Here is a 15,963-nt window from a genome sequence, read left to right as displayed (position 1 = left end):
CGCTGAATTGAAGGACGACCCGATGACCGACCATGTGACGATCGAGCGGCCCGAAAACTATCCGGGCGTACAGGTGATCCGGTTCAACCGGCCCGAAAAGAAGAACGCTATCACCAAGGCGATGTACGCCAAAATGACCAATGCGCTGACCGTTGCCGCCGATGATCCGGCAGTCCGCGTGACCGCCTTCCTCGGCACCGATGGCTGCTTTTCCGCCGGCAACGACATGGCGGATTTCATGGCATTTGCCATGGGCGGAACCATGGGGCACGAGGTCATCGAATTCCTCGAGGCGCTGGCGACCGCGCCTAAGCCGATCGTGTCGGGTGTCGACGGGCTGGCCATCGGCATCGGCACGACCATTCACCTGCATTGCGACCTGACGCTGGCCTCTGCCCGTTCCGTCTTCAAGACACCCTTCGTCGATCTCGCACTCGTGCCGGAGGCGGCGTCCAGCCTGCTGGTACCACGCCTGATGGGCCACCAGCGCGCCTTTGCGCTGCTGGCAGCCGGCGAGCCGTTTTCAGCGACGGAAGCGCAGGATGCCGGCCTCATCTGGAAGATCGTCGGCCAGGATGCGGTCAACGATGAAACCCTGTCGCTTGCCGCCAGCCTTGCGAAGAAGCCGCCGGAAGCGCTGCGCATCGCCCGAAACCTCATCCGCGGCGACCGGTCGGACGTATTGGCCCGGATCGACGAGGAAGCAAAACACTTCGCCAGCCAGCTGAAAAGCGCGGAGGCCCGCGCCGCCTTCGAGGCCTTCATGCGGCGATAAGGGCTTGCCCTAAAGCAGCGGCCTGCCGGACAGCGCAAGGCCCAGCGTCTCCAGGGACAAGAGGGCGATGAGAACGGCCACCACATGCACCACTGTCGTCGCCTTTTTCTCGGTGGCGCGGTGTCCGGCGATCCAGCCGGCAAGAGGAAGAAGTTGCAGCGCATGCAGCGCGAAGAAGTGGCTGATCCGCAAATCACCGACCTCCCGCGACCAGCCGAAAAGCGGCACCACATTGGCCGGGTCGCCAGCTATACCGACCAGGTGGCCGTCATTTGCGCCCAATGCAGCCCCGGTGACCATGCCCAGGCTGCCGGACAGAACAAGGCCAAGCCCGATCGCGCGCCGCATCACCGGATTGCCGTCGGCAGGCGCACGCAGCACGGAAACACCTGAAATGAAGGTCGTCGCAACCAGGATGACCGCGCTGATGCCCATGAGTTGGAACATCAACTGGGTATAGGGCGTCGAGACATTGTAGTGCGAGCCTTGTCCCAGCGCCGCCTGGCTCGCCATGTAGAAGAGCTCGAAGAAACTCATGGCCAGCAGCAGACGGATCAGCAGACCGCCGGTCCAGCGGTCGCGCAGAGCGGGCGACAGCCAACGCCAGAAGACCGCGATGCTGGCCAGATGAAGGCCAAGCGAGAGCGAAAATTTCCACGGCTTCATCCAGACGGGGACACCATAGACAAGACGCGTGTCGCTATAGATCAGCAGCGCCAGCGGCAGGCTCAACAGAAAGAGAAAGATCGCACCGCCCATCAGGTTGCGCTCGGCCGTCAACGACAGGAGCCGGACCGTCGTGCCTTGCCGGAACGCTGGCAGGGGCTGCAGGACTGCATCAGACATGGCTGATCTCCGATGTTCCGGTGGTTGTGTAGGTTCTGATCCCGGAGGACCGGAGGAGAGGCAGCAGCGCGAAGTAGCCGAGGAATCCGGCCGGTCCGAACAGGAAGGTGGCGCCGAGAACCGGCAGCATGACGAGCCGTGGCATGCCCTCGCGTGCCCCGCGCTCGGCCAGATAGCTGCCGACGAAGAGATCGAAGGCAAGATAGTGGATCCAGCCCGCCAGCAGCATTTCCCGGCTCTCGAACAGCGCGGCGACCTCCGAAAGGCTGTTGTAGCCTCCTTGGCGCCCATGAAGAAGCCGGCAATGAGCGCCGTGTAAAGTCCTGCGAAGACAAAGGGAATCAAAAGGCGGGCGATGATGTCACGCAGGAAATCGAGCCGGCCCGTCAGGACGGAAACGGACAAGCAGACCCAGCCTGCAAGCGCCAGCGTCGAACTCAGGGAAAACAGCATGTCGGTGTTCATCGGCCTGCTTCCTCCGGTTTGGCTGATTGCCAAACATAGATCGATATTCTGTGTTTGGAACTTGACAGTTTCTGCATGGACTGCATGCGTATACGCATGGAAAAGAACCGCCGCCTGTCTGATGCTTTTGATCTCGCCGCCATCGACTGGGCCTTGATCCGCTCGTTTGCCGCTGTGGTGCGAACCGGCAATCTGACGCGGGCCGCAAAATTGCTGAAGATCACCCAGCCAACGGTTGGGCGACACATCCGCAAGCTCGAGGAATTAACCGGCGAGGTTTTGTTCGACCGGATACCGGGAGGGTTTCGTCCGACCGAGCGTGCCACGGAGCTATTCGAGAAGGCCGAAACGCTGGATGATGCCGTCGTCGCTTTCAGTCGTTCGCTGCGCGGCGAAAACCCGGGCCTTGCCGGGCCGGTGCGGATAACGACAAGTCACATGTTCGGTGTCGAGGTCATGCCGACCATATTGTGCGACCTGCTGCATCACCATCCACGTCTGGAGATCGAACTCTCGGTACGCGACGATGTCGCCAACCTGCTTCGGCGCGAGGCCGATATTGCCGTGCGGTTTTTCCGCCCGACGCAGGACGACCTGATTGCCGTGCAGATCGGCTCGACCGCCATGGGTCTGTTCGCCAGCCGTACCTATTTCGAGCGCACCGGCCTTGCAGTTCCCCAGACGCCGCAGCAGGTGAAGGGCCATCTGATCATCGGCGAGGAGCATGCCCTGCGGGCGATTTCCTTCGGTGTCGAGCATTCCGTCGCGATCGGTAGGGGCGACGTCCGCTTCCGGTCGGCCTCGATGCCTTGTCAGCTTGCTGCCGTGCGGGCTGGCCTCGGCATAGGGCCGGCACCCATCAGGGTCGGCGAGCGGGATCAGTCCCTCGTTCGTGTATTTCCGGACATCGCCGTTGCCGCGTTTCCGGTCTGGATCGTCGCCCATGACGATCTCAACCGCAGTCCGCGCATGCGTACAGTCTTCGATCACCTGGTTTCGGCGTTGCGCGATTTTGTCGATTGATTGATCGCAGGTGCGGAACGGTGTGGGGCTTGCGGCGTTTCCGACTTGCCGCAAAGCCGATCGCGCCCCATATGCTTCGTCAGTGTGGAGGGTTCGGCGTTTTCGGAGGAAGCGCCAGCATTGAAGACAATATGAGGCCCCATGCGATCCAAGTACAAATTGCCCTTTTCCAGCCTGCTCAAACAGCACCGCCGCTGGGAAAAGACCATTCTCAGTGCCGCCCGCATGTCGCGTGCCGTTCTCGGCACTGTCGCCACGCCAAAAACCCGCATGCGTGCCAAATCTGCGCCGGCTTCGCGGCTTGAAGAGGTCGTGTCCTTCGGCACAAATCCCGGCCGCCTGCGCATGCTGCGCTACGTGCCGCCAGCCCTGCCGAAAAAGGCACCGCTCGTCGTGGTCCTGCATGGCTGCCGGCAGACGGCGGAGGACTATGATATCGGCAGCGGCTGGTCGACGCTCGCCCGCGAACGCGGCTTTGCCGTCGTCTATGCCGAACAGACCACCAGCAACAACGGCAATCGTTGCTTCAATTGGTTTCGCCCCAGCAGCGTCACGCGCGACCGGGGCGAGGTCGTGTCGATCCGGCAGATGATCGCCAAGATGGCCACACAACACGGCATCGACAAGAAGCGGGTCTATGTGACGGGTCTTTCTGCCGGTGGTGCGATGACGGCGGCGATGCTCGCCACCTATCCTGACGTGTTTGCCGGTGGCGGCATCATCGCCGGGCTGCCTTTCGGCGCCGCGCGCGACGTTCGCCGGGCCCTGGATGCCATGCGCAGCGCGCCGGATCGTTCGGCTGCCGAATGGGGTGATCTGGTCAAGGCCGCCGCACCCTCACGAAATCCTGGCCGCGTGTCTCGATCTGGCACGGCACGAAGGACACGACGGTGTCGATCACCAATGCCCATGCGCTGCTGTCCCAGTGGCTGCATCTGCACGGGCTCGACGAAGCCGCGTTCGCGGAAAGCGTCGTCGATGGTCATGTGCGGCGTGTCTGGCGCAATGCGGCGGGCGAGATCAGGGTCGAATTCTACGCGATCGAGGGCATGGGGCACGGAACGCCGGTCAAACCCCGCCCGGCCTCGCGACCGAAAGCAGATACGCCCGGACCGTTCATGCTCGATGCCGGAATTTCGTCCTCCATGCATCTGGCAACGGCTTGGGGGCTGAAAAAGCCGGATCTTCTGTCCGTGCTGAAGTCGAAGGCGTAAGGTTTTCGCCTCTCGGGGGCCACGAATTTCGGGGCGCCTGATTTTAACACCGTCTTAAACACGTCGATCTACTGTTCGTGGCATCGCAAGACCCGGCAATGCAGGGGTTCTTGACCGGTCGCATGATGCTGGCCGCTCTTCGCCCTCGTGGCATGTTCCGCTCTTCCCGCAAACTGTCACCGCAGGCCGCCGCCAGCGACCCTGTTCGCGTGGAAGCCACAGATCGAGCCCCGCCCGGCAGACAATGCCGGACTGCTGTAAGGAATATCTCCCTTGTCCACCAAACGATCGAACCTCATGACGCGCATCCTCGTTGCCGCGTCGCTCGTCGTCGTTGCCGCACTTGGCGGCTTCTCCGTCTATATCGACACGCTGCAGCACGACACGACGACCCGCGCCGTCGAGGAGAACATCGCCTCCTCCGGCAAGCAGGCCGCCCAGAGCATCGCCAACTGGCTGAACGGCCGCGTCACGCTGACCGCCATGGCCGCCAATGCCGCCGGCAATGCCACCGACCAGACAGGCCTTGTCGGCGCGCTGAAGAACGGCGTGCTCGAAAAAGAATTCCTCAGCACCTATGTTGGCGACGAAGCCGGCACGTTCACCAGCTGGCCCGACCTGCCGCTGCCCGAGGGCTACGATCCACGCCAGCGTCCGTGGTATCAGCAGGCGGCGAAAGTCGATGCGCCGGTCCTCACCGATCCATATATTGATGCTTCGAGTGGCGACCTGATCATCAGCGCCGCCGTTCCGGTCAAGCGCGATGGCAAGTTGTTCGGCATTGCTGGCAGCGACTTTTCGCTGAAAACCCTGGTCGAGATGATCAAGTCGGTCGATCTCGGCGGCCAGGGGTTTGCCTTCCTCGTCAACAAGAGCGGTCAGATCCTCGTCCATCCGGATGCAGTCCTCGTCACCAAGACGCTCGCCGATGCCTTTCCGGCTGCGACGCCGGCCATCGGCTCGGATGTCATGCAGACCGAACTCGACGGCAAGCCGATGCTGGTCTCCTTCGTGCCGGTCGCAGGGCTTCCCTCGGTCGAATGGTATGTCGGCTTTGCCGTGGATGCCGACATGGCCTATTCCGCGATCGGAAAATTCCGGATCGCCGCCGCGATCGCGACCATACTCGCTGTCGGCGTGATGATCGCCTTCCTCGCCACGCTGCTCAGCCGTCTCGTTATCCGTCCGGTCACCGAAATGACCGCGGCGATGGAAAATCTCGCCGCCGGCAATCTGGAGGCTGACATTCCCGGCCAGGACCGCCGCGACCAGATCGGGTCCATGGCGGCGGCCGTCGCCGTGTTCCGCACAAATGCCGTAGAACGCGCCCGCCTCGAGCGTGATGCGCAATCCGGCCGGTCGCTGTCGGAGCGCGAGCGGATGGAACGCGAAGCCCTGAAGGCGAAGGAAACCGCCGATATCCAGCATGCGGTCGATGCGCTGGCAACCGGTCTCGGCCGTCTTGCCGAAGGCGATCTCGGTTACCGGATCGACACGCCGTTCGTGCTGCATCTCGATCGCCTACGCGCCGATTTCAACAATTCCGTCGCCAAGCTGCATCATGCACTGCAGGCCGTCGGCACCAATGCCCGCGCCATCGATGCCGGCGCCAGCGAAATCCGCCATGCGGCCGACGATCTTGCCCGCCGCACCGAACAGCAGGCGGCCTCCGTCGAGGAAACGGCGGCGGCCCTGGAGGAAATCACGACCACAGTCAAGGATTCGGCGCATCGTGCCGAAGAAGTCGGCGCGCTCGTCGCCCGCACCCGCGCCGGTGCCGAAAAGTCCGGCGAGGTCGTCCGCAGTGCCGTCAGCGCCATGCAGGGCATCGAAAAATCGTCAGGCGAAATCTCCAACATCATCAGCGTGATTGATGAGATTGCCTTCCAGACCAACCTGCTTGCCCTGAATGCCGGCGTCGAAGCAGCCCGTGCCGGCGATGCCGGCAAGGGTTTTGCCGTCGTCGCCCAGGAAGTCCGCGAACTCGCCCAGCGCTCGGCCAAGGCCGCCAAGGAGATCAAGGCTCTGATCAACACATCAGGCGAACAGGTCCGCTCCGGCGTGACGCTGGTCGGCGAAACCGGCAAGGCGCTGGAAGCCATCGTCTCTGAAGTCCAGGAGATCAACGCGCATATCGGCGCAATCGTCACTGCGACGCGCGAACAGTCGATCGGGTTGCAGGAGATCAACACCGCCGTCAATACCATGGATCAGGGCACACAGCAGAACGCCGCCATGGTCGAGGAACAGACCGCCGCCAGCCACGGCCTGGCCGCGGAAGCAGCAGCGCTGAACACACTGCTGGCGCAGTTCAAGCTGGGCGGCGCACAGTCCTCTACCGCCCATGCGTCAAACTACGGCCGCCGCGCGGCTTGATTAGCCGGCGGTCGGCAAAGTCGGAAGGGACCGGGCTATTTGCCCGGTCCCTGACAGAAACATGGAGCATCTTGCTCCAGCAGAAATCGGCCAATTTTCGCGGTCTGCATGGCGCCGGGCGTTAAATCTGGATTTTGCGACAGCTTGCCGCCTCTCCTGCCGATAAGCAGCTTTATACAGTCTAACCGTCTGTGCCGCGCTGCTGGGCTATGGCCATGGCGAACACACCGTTTCCAACGCTCCAGTCCGAATAGTCGTTCTCGTGCATGAAAATGAAAACGTCTTTAGGAGAAACTGCCGCGTCCGTTTCCAAATTCCTGGTGATGGCTGCATAGAGCGCACGTTTCATCGCGTCGCTTCTTCCCCGACGCATCGTGATCTCAACGACAATCAGGTTGTCGGACCGCGCAATCCCGTTGAAGCGCCTATCGAAGTAGAACTCGCCGTCGCGATATTCGCTCACCAGATTAAACAATTCGTCTTGTGGCATGCCGATGCCTTCCACCAGAGCATTGTGGATACTTTGGACGACGGCGTGTTTGCGCGTGGTTTCAGTTCCTGACGGTAAGGCCGTTCTCACAAATGGCATGGTTCCACCTCATTGTTGTTGCGATGGTGCCAATTATCACAAAGGAATCGCGGGCTATATTGACGTGTTGGCCGATTCAATGTGACTTTAGATCACATGAGAAATCGAAAGAACTTGCCCGTCGCAGCGCTACGCGCGTTTGAAGCAGCAGCGCGCCATGGCCAGCTCACGGCCGCGGCCGAGGAACTCTCTGTAACGCACGGTGCAATCAGTCGCCATGTCAGTCATCTTGAGGCATTCATCGGTGCACCGCTTTTCGAGGGTGCTCGAAATCGCCCGAAGCTCACGGCGGAGGGCCGGGTGTTCGGCTTCGCGCTCACGGCAGCGTTCGACCAGATCGAGGATGCGTTTCGACTCGTTGCGAAAGGCGATGAGAGTATTTTGGATGTGGCTTGCCTCAGCACCTTCGCGATGCGCTGGCTTATTCCACGTCTTCACGATTTCGCCGCGAAAAATCCGAACTATGACGTGCGTCTTGCAACGGACGACCGGCCACCCCGTACCCACATCGATGTCCAGATTTTGGTCCTATCGCCGGACGTTCCCATCCCGGAAAACTGTTCGCTCCTGTTCCCGGAGCAACTAGGCCTGATTGTTGCGCCGTCTTTGGTGAAAGGAGAAGCGAACCGCATAGGGAGCGATGAGGCCAGAATGCCACGGCTCGAAACGCGGACACGGCCTCGCGTATGGCGAGAGTGGTCGCGCCTCGCGAACCACGATGGCCAGGTTACCGCCACGGCAACCAGGATTTTCGATCACTATCACCTGACGATCGAGGCGGCGTTGAACGGACTCGGTGCGGCAATAGCACCATGGCATCTGGTTTCAGAAGAGGTGGCGTGCGGCCGGCTCGTCGCGCCCTATGGTTTTCTCGAGAGCGACTATCGATATGTCGTGAAGGTTCAACGGCCGGTGCGGCGGAAAACGACACACTTTGTCGAATGGCTAGAAGAAGCAATTGCCGCGTTTCCAGCGCCAACGCCTTGATTGGCAAGTGCTTTATGTCCGCGAGATACCCGATTTTTGCAAAACGTGTAATCGCAGGTTTCGCAAAGCGAATTTCAACCCGCACACTCGGAGCTCACTTCTCCAGCGTCGCCACCACCTCGACGTGGCTTGACCATAGGAACTGGTCGATTGGCGTAACCGATGTAATCCTGTAGCCGACGTCGACGAGGATGCGCAGGTCGCGCACCAGCGTCACCGGATTGCAGGAGACGGCAACGATCTTCTTCACGCCGGATCGGGCGAGTTCCTTGACCTGCGCTTCGGCACCGGCCCGCGGCGGGTCGAAGACGACGGCGTCGTAGATCTTCAGTTCCGAGGCCATCAGCGGGCGGCGAAACAGGTCGCGTTTCTCGATCGTGACCGGTTTCAGCCCCTGCGTATTGCGGGCCGCGTGGTCCAACGCCTTCAGCGCCTTGTCCTCGCCCTCGACGGCGTGCACACGCGCCGTCCGGGCAATCCTGAGCGCAAAGGTGCCGGAGCCGGAAAACAGGTCGGCGACGCGCTTGGCCTTGCCCAGATGACCGATGACCAGGGCGGCCATGGCCTCTTCGGCCGATTTGGTGGCCTGGGTGAAGCCACCGGCTGGCGGCGAGACCGAGACGCCGCCAAAATCGATGACCGGCTTGCGCGGCTCGATCAGGATTTCGGCGTTGAGCGAAACGCGGGCGATGCCCTGCTGCGTCAGGATGGTCTCGATGGCCATGCGCCGCTGCCGGTCGGGCAGGGCCTTGATGCCCTCGACCGAGATATCGAGGCCCGACAGGGTTTCAAGAACCGTCATGCGGAATGGCTCGGCGCCGACCGCCAGCGCAGCGGCGATCGTCCGCAGGGTGGCAAGCTGCGAAACGATGCCGGGACTTGCGATGGGACATTCGACGATGGAAACGATGTTGTGGCTTTCCGGCTGGTTGTAGCCGAGAAGCAGCGATTTCTCCGTGCGGCGTGCCGTAAATACCGTGCGCCGGCGCTCGCCCGGCTGCGCCGTCACCAAGGGAGCGACGTCGGCGGTCAGTGCCTTTGATTTCAGCGCGTCGATGACGATCTGCCGTTTGAAGCCATGATAGAACCCGTCGCTTGCGTGTTGCAGGCTGCAGCCGCCGCAGGTGCCGTTCTCGCCTTCCGGGCCGAAATGCCGACATTTCGGCGCAACGCGTTCCGCTGAGAGATCGGTGAGCGACATCACCGTGCCCTTGTCCTTGTTGACGGCAAGGGCCGCCGTTTCGCCGGGCAGCGTGAAGGGCACATAGACCGGGCCGAAGGGGCCGCGCGCTATGCCGTCGCCCGAAAGGCCGATCTTCTCGATGGTCAGCGTTTCCAGGCTCATTTGTCGTCCGCCGCGTCTTCGTCCATTTGGTCGTCGTCCAGCGGCTTGCGGCCAGCCAGCAGATATTCCTCGTTGCCATCGCCGCCGGCAATCGGCGAGGGGATGAGGCCAAGGCTTTCCCAGCCCATGTCCTCAGTGAGCCAGCGCTCCAGTTCGGCGGCAACCGCTGGCGCCGTCGTCAGGTCCTTGAGCAGTCCCGCCTTGCTGATCGCTTCGCGTCCCGCCTCGAATTGCGGCTTGACGAGCAATAGGCAGTGGGCGCCCGGTTCGGCAAGCTCCAGCGCCGGGGGAAGGGCGAGTTTCAGCGAAATGAAGGAGACATCAGAGACGATGAAGGTGATCGCCCGGCCATCGAGATGGTCCTCGTCAAGGGCTCTAGCATTCAGCCCCTCGATATTGGTGACGCGCTCGTCGGCATCGAGCCGCGGGTGGAACTGGCCGTGGCCGACGTCGATCGAGATGACGTGGGCGGCACCCGCATGCAGCAGGATTTCGGTAAAACCGCCGGTCGAGGCGCCGATATCGAGGCAGTCTTGTCCTTCGGGAGAAAGGCCGAAATGCTCGAGCCCGGCCTTCAGCTTGAGCGCCGCGCGCGAGACATAGGCCTGCACCGGATCGTCGATGGTGATCGTCACATCCTCGGGAAAAGTCGAGGACGGCTTGACGACCACGCGGTCGTTGACCTTGACGGTGCCGCGCTGGATGGCGTCGCGGGCGCGCGAGCGGCTGGCGACGAGACCGAGGTTCAGGAGAAGCTGGTCGAGGCGGATGCTGGTTTTAGGTTCGTTTGACATGGGTTCTCATGGCTGTTCAGGGCGTCCATGGCAAGATGTTTGCCGTCTCAAAGCCGAATAATGCCGCCTTTCGGCAGGCACCATGCCCAATTTTGAAAGAACGTGACAAATTCGTCGAACGCCAGCGCCCCTCCCACGAGATGGCGGGGGGCGGGAGGTGCAGAATTCCCTCTTGCTCCCGGCAAATCCCAAATTGTGATCTACAAGCCGAAAGGCGAGCAATGGTTGCCAGTCGGTGGATATATTTCAGCGAATTTTAACGATGGGTGAATATATTCTACAAGTTCTTGTTAGGAATGTCGCCGGCATGAGGTCCGGTGACCACTGTCCGGTCTGCCATGATGACTTTTCCGGTCCAAAGGAATCGGGAGCGCAACGCTCCCATTGTTGCGCCGGAGTGATTGATGCGTCGTCCCAAGATCAAGACAGCCCTGATCGGCATATTTTCGATCATCGCCATCGTTGTCGCCGCCCTTTCCTGGTTCTCGATCAGCGGCATGCAGACGCTCAACGCCAACACCGACGAACTGGCAGACAAATGGCTGCCCAGCGTCTCCTCCGCGCGCAAGATGGATTCAGCGCTGTTGTGGGAGCGTCTCGCCTATGCAAAACACCTGCTTGCCGTCAACAAGGAACAGATGGCCGAGGCGAGCAAGGTCGTCGCCGATCAGACCGCAGCCACGGATCTGGTGCTTGGCGAGTATGAAAAGCTCGTTTCCGACGACAAGCAGCGCGGGCTGATGACCTCCCTTCGCGAGGGTTTTTCAGCCTATCGCAAGCTTGGCATCGAAATGCTCGAATTGTCCGGCGACAATGACAAGGAATTCGCAAAGGTCCTGTTCGATGGCGAGATGCGCGCTGCGGCCACCAAGATTGATGATGCGATCGAAGAACTGGTCGCTCTCAACGTCTCCGGATCGGAAGCGGCGCAGTCCGCCAGTACGGACGCCTACAACTTCGTCCTGCTGGAAGTGGTCGTGACGATCGGTGTGACCGCCCTCGTGCTTGTCGTCGCAGTCTCCTTCGCCGTCGGCGGTATCGCCCGTCCGATCCAGGTGATCACCGGTTCGATGACGCATCTGGCCGCCGGCGACGTCGATACTGCCGTGCCCTATGCCGGTCGCCGGGACGAAATCGGCGAAATGGCCGGCGCTGTCGAGGTCTTCCGCGAGGCCGCGCTTGAAAATCGCCGTCTTGCAGCCGATGGAAAAGAACAGCGCGCCCGCGCCCGCACCGAAAACATTCGGGTCGCAGAGGAAGCGGAAGCCGCCGCCCAAGCGCGTCTAGTGCAGGCAACCTCGGGTCTGGCGTCCGGGCTGAAGCGGCTCGCCGCCGGCGACCTGTCGTTCCAGTTGAGCGAACCTTTTGCGCCGGATTTTGAAGCCCTGCGTCACGACCTGAACACGGCCGTCTCCCAACTGGGCGAGACCCTGTCGGCCGTCACCCATTCGGCGGGCTCGATCGACAACGGTACCCGCGAAATCAGCACCAGCGCCGACGATCTGTCGAAGCGCACCGAGCAGCAGGCAGCCTCGCTCGAGGAAACCGCTGCCGCTCTCGACCAAATCACGGTCAACGTCTCGAATTCGTCCAAGCGCGCCGAAGAGGCCCGCACCGTGGCCATCCAGGCCAATACCAGCGCTGCCCAATCCGGCAAGGTCGTCGCCAATGCGGTCGATGCCATGGAGAAGATCGAGCAGTCGTCCAGCCAGATTTCCAGCATTATCGGCGTCATTGACGAAATTGCCTTCCAGACGAACCTTCTGGCGCTGAACGCCGGCGTCGAGGCGGCCCGCGCCGGTGATGCCGGCAAGGGCTTTGCCGTCGTGGCGCAGGAAGTGCGCGAACTGGCGCAGCGCTCGGCCAAGGCCGCCAAGGAGATCAAGGACCTGATCCGCAATTCCAGCGCCGAGGTCGAAGGCGGCGTAAAACTCGTGCGGGAAACCGGCGAGGCCTTGAAAACGATCGAGCAATACGTCGTCATCATCAACCAACATATGGATGCAATCGCCACGTCCTCGCGTGAACAGTCGGTCGGTCTGGGCGAGGTCAACACGGCCGTCAACCAGATGGATCAGGTCACCCAGCAGAATGCCGCCATGGTCGAGGAGACGAATGCGGCGAGTGCCACGCTCGCCATGGAATCCAACCGGCTGCGCGAGTTGATCTCGCAGTTTCAGTTGGGGTCCTCTGCAAACGCCTATTCCAGCGCCCCCGCCGTGCGGCATAAGCCAGCCGACCGGGCGCTGTTTGCCATCGTTGCTCCCGGTGTTCGGGGGCTTCGTCGTTTTTGACCGGGCGCCGCAAGGGGCAAGACGGCGATCTGGATTGCGTTAACCGGAAAAACAAACGCTGCTCGATACATGCCCGCAAAACTGGCATGAACGGTCAGAGCGAGAGTTGCGGTGCGGCATGGTCAAAGAGCGGGAAAATAGAATAGATCTGATCCGGGGCCTGTCGCTGCTCCTGATCTTCGTCGGCCATGCGAATTTCAGCTTCTCAGAGGGATTGCAGCATTCCCGCGGCTTTTCCGACGCATCCGAACTGTTTGTGCTGATGGCCGGCATTTCCGCAGCGCTCGCCTATTATCCGCGCACGGGCATTGTCGATCTTCGGTCATTGCTCGCCAAGCCGCTGCGGCGTGCGCGTAAGATCTACGCCGTTCACGTGGCCCTGATTCTGGTGCTTGTCGGCCTCTTCTCAATCGGGCTTGCCTCCGGCCTTCCGCTTTTCGTGCAGGCGAGCGCAACGCTGGAACTGACCAGTTTCTGGAGTGACCCTTCGGGCAATCTCGCGTCGATTTTCCTGCTGCGTTACATGCCCGGCAATTTCGACATCCTGCCGATGTATGTGATCCTCATCGCCTGCGTTCCCTTCTTCCTCTATTTTCACGATCGCCGACCGTTGTTGCTCTTTGGCGCTTCGGGAGTGGTCTGGCTTGGCGCCGGCTTCGGTCATGTCAACTTCGTCAACACGGCCCTTCCCGAGGGGCATTGGTATTTCGACCCGCTCTCCTGGCAGATGATCTTCCTGATCGGTCTCACCGTCGGCGTCCGCATCAAGACCGGCAGGCCACCGCTGCCCTATAACCGTTTGCTTTTCATTGCGGCGGCAGCATTCTGTCTCCTGGCCATCCCGATCAATATCCTGTTCCATTTTCATTTCGTCGAGCCACCATCGCAGTGGCTCTATCGCGCGATGACCAGCAAGACGAATGACGGCATCCTGCGGCTCGTCAATGCGGTGGCAATCCTCTACGTGCTTTGGAACATCGATGCCATCAGGCGCATGGCGAACGCTTCCCTGCTGCAGCCGATCTGCGTGATCGGCCGGCATAGCATGGCTGTCTTCGTCACCGGCCTGTTGCTATCGGATCTGATGACGGTGAGCATGGCGCTCGAGCATTCGCTCACTATCCCGGAGCAAATCCTGTTGATGACGACCGGCCTTCTGCTGCAACTGGTCGTCGGCCAGTATCTGGAGGCCCGCAAGTCCGTCATGCCCCATTCACGCCTGCAAACGGGTGAGTCCAGCGCGCGGCGCACAGGCCCGTTGGCACCATCCTCACACATCGCCGGCTGACGCCAGGTCTGCGCTATACGGCGGCGCCGACGTCGACCTGTTTCTGTCCGAGCGCCCTGAACACGGTGGAGACAATGCCGGCACGGTCGAGGCCGGCCTTGGCATACATGACCTCAGGCTTGGCCTGTTCCATCCAGACGTCAGGTAGGACCAGCGGGCGAACCTTCAGCCCGCTGTCAAGCAGGCCTTCATGGGCAAGGAACTGCATGACATGGCTGCCGAAGCCGCCGATGGCGCCTTCCTCGATTGTGATCAGCACCTCATGGTCGCGGGCAAGCTTTCATATCAGGTCGTGGTCGAGCGGCTTGGCAAAACGCGCATCGGCCACCGTGGTGGAAAGCCCGGCAGCATCGAGGTCTTCCGCCGCCAGCAGGCAATCGGCGAGCCGTGTGCCGAAGGATAGCAACGCCACCTTAGAGCCCTGCTTCATCATCCGGCCCTTGCCGATTTCCAGAATTTCGCCCCGTTCGGGCATGTCCACGCCAACACCTTCGCCGCGCGGGTAGCGGAACGAGATCGGACCATCGTCGTAAGCCGCGGCGGTGCGCACCATATGCTTCAGTTCCGCCTCGTCGGCGGCGGCCATGACCACGAAGCCGGGCAGGGTGGCGAGATAGGTCGTGTCGAAGGAGCCCGCATGCGTCGGTCCGTCCGCACCCACGAACCCGGCGCGGTCGATCGGGAAGCGCACCGGCAATCCCTGGATCGCCACGTCATGCACCACCTGGTCATACCCGCGCTGCAGGAAGGTCGAATAGAGCGCGCAGAACGGCTTGTAGCCTTCCGAGGCAAGGCCGGCGGCAAAGGTCACCGCATGCTGCTCGGCAATGCCGACATCGAAGCAGCGCGAGGGATGTGCGAGCGCAAACTTGTCGAGCCCAGTGCCGGACGGCATTGCGGCGGTAACGGCGACGATCTTGTCGTCGAAGCCGCCTTCCTGTGTCAGCGCCTCGGCGAAGACAGAGGTATAGGCGGGCGCGTTTGGTTTGGCCTTCGCCTGTGCGCCCGTGATGACATCGAACGTGTTGACGCCGTGATACTTGTCGGCGGCAGCTTCTGCAGGCGGATAGCCCTTGCCCTTCTGCGTCACCACATGGATCAGCACGGGCCCCTTGGAATTGTCGCGCACATTGCGCAGTACGGGCAGAAGATGCTCGAAGGAGTGTCCGTCGATCGGGCCGATATGATAAAAGCCCATTTCCTCGAACAGCGTGCCGCCGGTGACATAGCCGCGCGCGTGCTCGACAGCCCGGGTAATCGCCCGATCGACCGTCTTGCCGAGATAGGCCGTCAGTTTCTTGCCGAGGTCGCGGAAGCCCATATAGGTGCGCCCGGAGGCAAGCCGCGCCAGATAGGCGCTCATGGCGCCCGTCGGCGGGGCGATCGACATGTCGTTGTCGTTGAGAATGACGATCAGCCGCGCATCGAGCGCGCCGGCATTGTTCAATGCCTCATAGGCCATGCCCGCAGACATCGCCCCGTCGCCGATCACGGCAATCACATTGCGGTGCTCGCCCGAAAGATCGGCCGCCACCGCCATGCCGAGGCCGGCGGAAATCGAAGTCGAGGAATGGGCGGCGCCAAAGGGATCGTATTTGCTCTCGGCACGGCGGGTGAAGCCGGACAGGCCGTTTTCCTGGCGCAGCGTGCGGATGCGGTCACGGCGGCCGGTGAGGATCTTGTGCGGATAACACTGGTGGCCGACGTCGAAAATCAGCCGGTCGTGCGGCGTGTTGAACACCTTGTGGATGGCAATCGTCAATTCGACGACACCAAGCCCGGCGCCCAGATGCCCGCCGGTGCGCGAGACCGCATCGACCATTTCGGCGCGCAATTCCGTTGCCAGTTGCGGCAGATCCTTGTCGTCGATCTTCTTCAGATCGTCAGGAAAAACCACCTGATCAAGGAGAGGGGTCGCCGGCATCGGATGGACTGGCAGTTGTGTCACGCTAAGAGGCCTCACGATC

General features: G+C 61.8%; 12 protein-coding genes and 1 pseudogene. 7 read left to right on the top strand and 6 right to left on the bottom strand.

Annotation, left to right across the window (positions count from 1 at the left end; all coding sequences use genetic code 11):
* Positions 1 to 22 precede the first annotated feature (22 nt).
* A complete protein-coding gene (locus P6U16_RS05760; protein WP_277702962.1) occupies positions 23 to 775 on the top strand; it encodes a crotonase/enoyl-CoA hydratase family protein in 753 nt (250 codons plus the stop codon).
* 9 nt (positions 776 to 784) lie between these two features.
* Here the strand turns inward: P6U16_RS05760 and P6U16_RS05755 are convergent, their stop codons facing one another.
* Both P6U16_RS05755 and P6U16_RS05750 read right to left on the bottom strand, forming a co-directional pair.
* Positions 785 to 1,621, bottom strand: coding sequence for a hypothetical protein (locus P6U16_RS05755; RefSeq protein WP_277702961.1), 837 nt, complete (start codon positions 1,619 to 1,621; stop codon positions 785 to 787).
* A complete protein-coding gene (locus P6U16_RS05750) occupies positions 1,614 to 1,850 on the bottom strand; it encodes an abscisic acid-deficient protein Aba4 family protein (RefSeq protein WP_277702960.1) in 237 nt (78 codons plus the stop codon). Before P6U16_RS05750 ends, P6U16_RS05755 begins: the two co-directional genes overlap by 8 nt.
* Positions 1,851 to 2,182: 332 nt before the next feature.
* On the opposite strand from P6U16_RS05750, the gene P6U16_RS05745 reads away from it, so the two are divergent.
* From P6U16_RS05745 to P6U16_RS05735, 3 genes are all read left to right on the top strand, one after another.
* Entirely contained in the window at positions 2,183 to 3,109 is a 927-nt protein-coding gene (locus P6U16_RS05745; RefSeq protein ID WP_277702959.1) for a LysR family transcriptional regulator, read from the top strand.
* 141 nt (positions 3,110 to 3,250) lie between these two features.
* Entirely contained in the window at positions 3,251 to 4,282 is a 1,032-nt protein-coding gene (locus P6U16_RS05740; RefSeq protein WP_277702958.1) for a PHB depolymerase family esterase, read from the top strand.
* A 338-nt stretch (positions 4,283 to 4,620) separates the two neighbouring features.
* The gene (locus P6U16_RS05735) at positions 4,621 to 6,699 is read left to right on the top strand and encodes a methyl-accepting chemotaxis protein (RefSeq protein ID WP_277704022.1); all 2,079 of its coding nucleotides are present in this window, start codon (positions 4,621 to 4,623) and stop codon (positions 6,697 to 6,699) included.
* A 181-nt stretch (positions 6,700 to 6,880) separates the two neighbouring features.
* Here the strand turns inward: P6U16_RS05735 and P6U16_RS05730 are convergent, their stop codons facing one another.
* Entirely contained in the window at positions 6,881 to 7,288 is a 408-nt protein-coding gene (locus P6U16_RS05730) for a tautomerase family protein (RefSeq protein WP_277702957.1), read from the bottom strand.
* Positions 7,289 to 7,402: 114 nt separating this feature from the next.
* Between P6U16_RS05730 and P6U16_RS05725 the strand changes: the two genes are divergently transcribed.
* On the top strand, positions 7,403 to 8,275 hold the full coding sequence (locus tag P6U16_RS05725; protein WP_277702956.1) for a LysR substrate-binding domain-containing protein: 873 nt from the start codon (positions 7,403 to 7,405) through the stop codon (positions 8,273 to 8,275).
* Between the two features lie 94 nt (positions 8,276 to 8,369).
* On the opposite strand, the gene P6U16_RS05720 is transcribed toward P6U16_RS05725, so the two are convergent.
* Both P6U16_RS05720 and P6U16_RS05715 read right to left on the bottom strand, forming a co-directional pair.
* Entirely contained in the window at positions 8,370 to 9,620 is a 1,251-nt protein-coding gene (locus tag P6U16_RS05720) for a class I SAM-dependent RNA methyltransferase (RefSeq protein ID WP_277702955.1), read from the bottom strand.
* Positions 9,617 to 10,414, bottom strand: a complete 798-nt coding sequence (locus tag P6U16_RS05715; RefSeq protein ID WP_277702954.1) for a TlyA family RNA methyltransferase — start codon at positions 10,412 to 10,414, stop codon at positions 9,617 to 9,619. The genes P6U16_RS05720 and P6U16_RS05715 overlap by 4 nt, the downstream gene beginning before the upstream one ends.
* Positions 10,415 to 10,818: 404 nt before the next feature.
* Between P6U16_RS05715 and P6U16_RS05710 the strand changes: the two genes are divergently transcribed.
* Positions 10,819 to 12,708: a methyl-accepting chemotaxis protein gene (locus P6U16_RS05710; RefSeq protein ID WP_277702953.1), complete on the top strand. Its 1,890-nt coding sequence runs from the start codon at positions 10,819 to 10,821 to the stop codon at positions 12,706 to 12,708.
* A 118-nt stretch (positions 12,709 to 12,826) separates the two neighbouring features.
* Positions 12,827 to 13,996 (top strand): OpgC domain-containing protein, encoded by a 1,170-nt coding sequence (gene opgC, locus P6U16_RS05705; protein ID WP_277702952.1) that lies wholly within the window; start codon positions 12,827 to 12,829, stop codon positions 13,994 to 13,996.
* Between the two features lie 13 nt (positions 13,997 to 14,009).
* Here opgC and dxs read toward each other — a convergent pair.
* Positions 14,010 to 15,920, bottom strand: a pseudogene (gene dxs, locus P6U16_RS05700) (1-deoxy-D-xylulose-5-phosphate synthase).
* Positions 15,921 to 15,963: the final 43 nt, after the last annotated feature.

Source organism: Rhizobium sp. 32-5/1 (genome assembly GCF_029537235.1).
Taxonomy (GTDB): Bacteria; Pseudomonadota; Alphaproteobacteria; order Rhizobiales; family Rhizobiaceae; genus Pararhizobium.
The sequence above is the reverse complement of the archived record's forward strand: the minus strand, read 5'-3'. Positions and strand labels throughout refer to the sequence as shown.

Excerpts from the sequence above, each read along its gene's own strand:
- P6U16_RS05760 (WP_277702962.1), top strand. The coding sequence starts at position 23 with ATGACCGACCATGTGACGATCGAGCGGCCCGAAAACTATCCGGGCGTA.
- P6U16_RS05755 (WP_277702961.1), bottom strand. The coding sequence starts at position 1,621 with ATGTCTGATGCAGTCCTGCAGCCCCTGCCAGCGTTCCGGCAAGGCACG.
- P6U16_RS05750 (WP_277702960.1), bottom strand. The coding sequence starts at position 1,850 with ATGCTGCTGGCGGGCTGGATCCACTATCTTGCCTTCGATCTCTTCGTC.
- P6U16_RS05745 (WP_277702959.1), top strand. The coding sequence starts at position 2,183 with ATGGAAAAGAACCGCCGCCTGTCTGATGCTTTTGATCTCGCCGCCATC.
- P6U16_RS05740 (WP_277702958.1), top strand. The coding sequence starts at position 3,251 with ATGCGATCCAAGTACAAATTGCCCTTTTCCAGCCTGCTCAAACAGCAC.
- P6U16_RS05735 (WP_277704022.1), top strand. The coding sequence starts at position 4,621 with ATGACGCGCATCCTCGTTGCCGCGTCGCTCGTCGTCGTTGCCGCACTT.
- P6U16_RS05730 (WP_277702957.1), bottom strand. The coding sequence starts at position 7,288 with ATGCCATTTGTGAGAACGGCCTTACCGTCAGGAACTGAAACCACGCGC.
- P6U16_RS05720 (WP_277702955.1), bottom strand. The coding sequence starts at position 9,620 with ATGAGCCTGGAAACGCTGACCATCGAGAAGATCGGCCTTTCGGGCGAC.
- P6U16_RS05715 (WP_277702954.1), bottom strand. The coding sequence starts at position 10,414 with ATGTCAAACGAACCTAAAACCAGCATCCGCCTCGACCAGCTTCTCCTG.
- P6U16_RS05710 (WP_277702953.1), top strand. The coding sequence starts at position 10,819 with ATGCGTCGTCCCAAGATCAAGACAGCCCTGATCGGCATATTTTCGATC.
- opgC (WP_277702952.1), top strand. The coding sequence starts at position 12,827 with ATGGTCAAAGAGCGGGAAAATAGAATAGATCTGATCCGGGGCCTGTCG.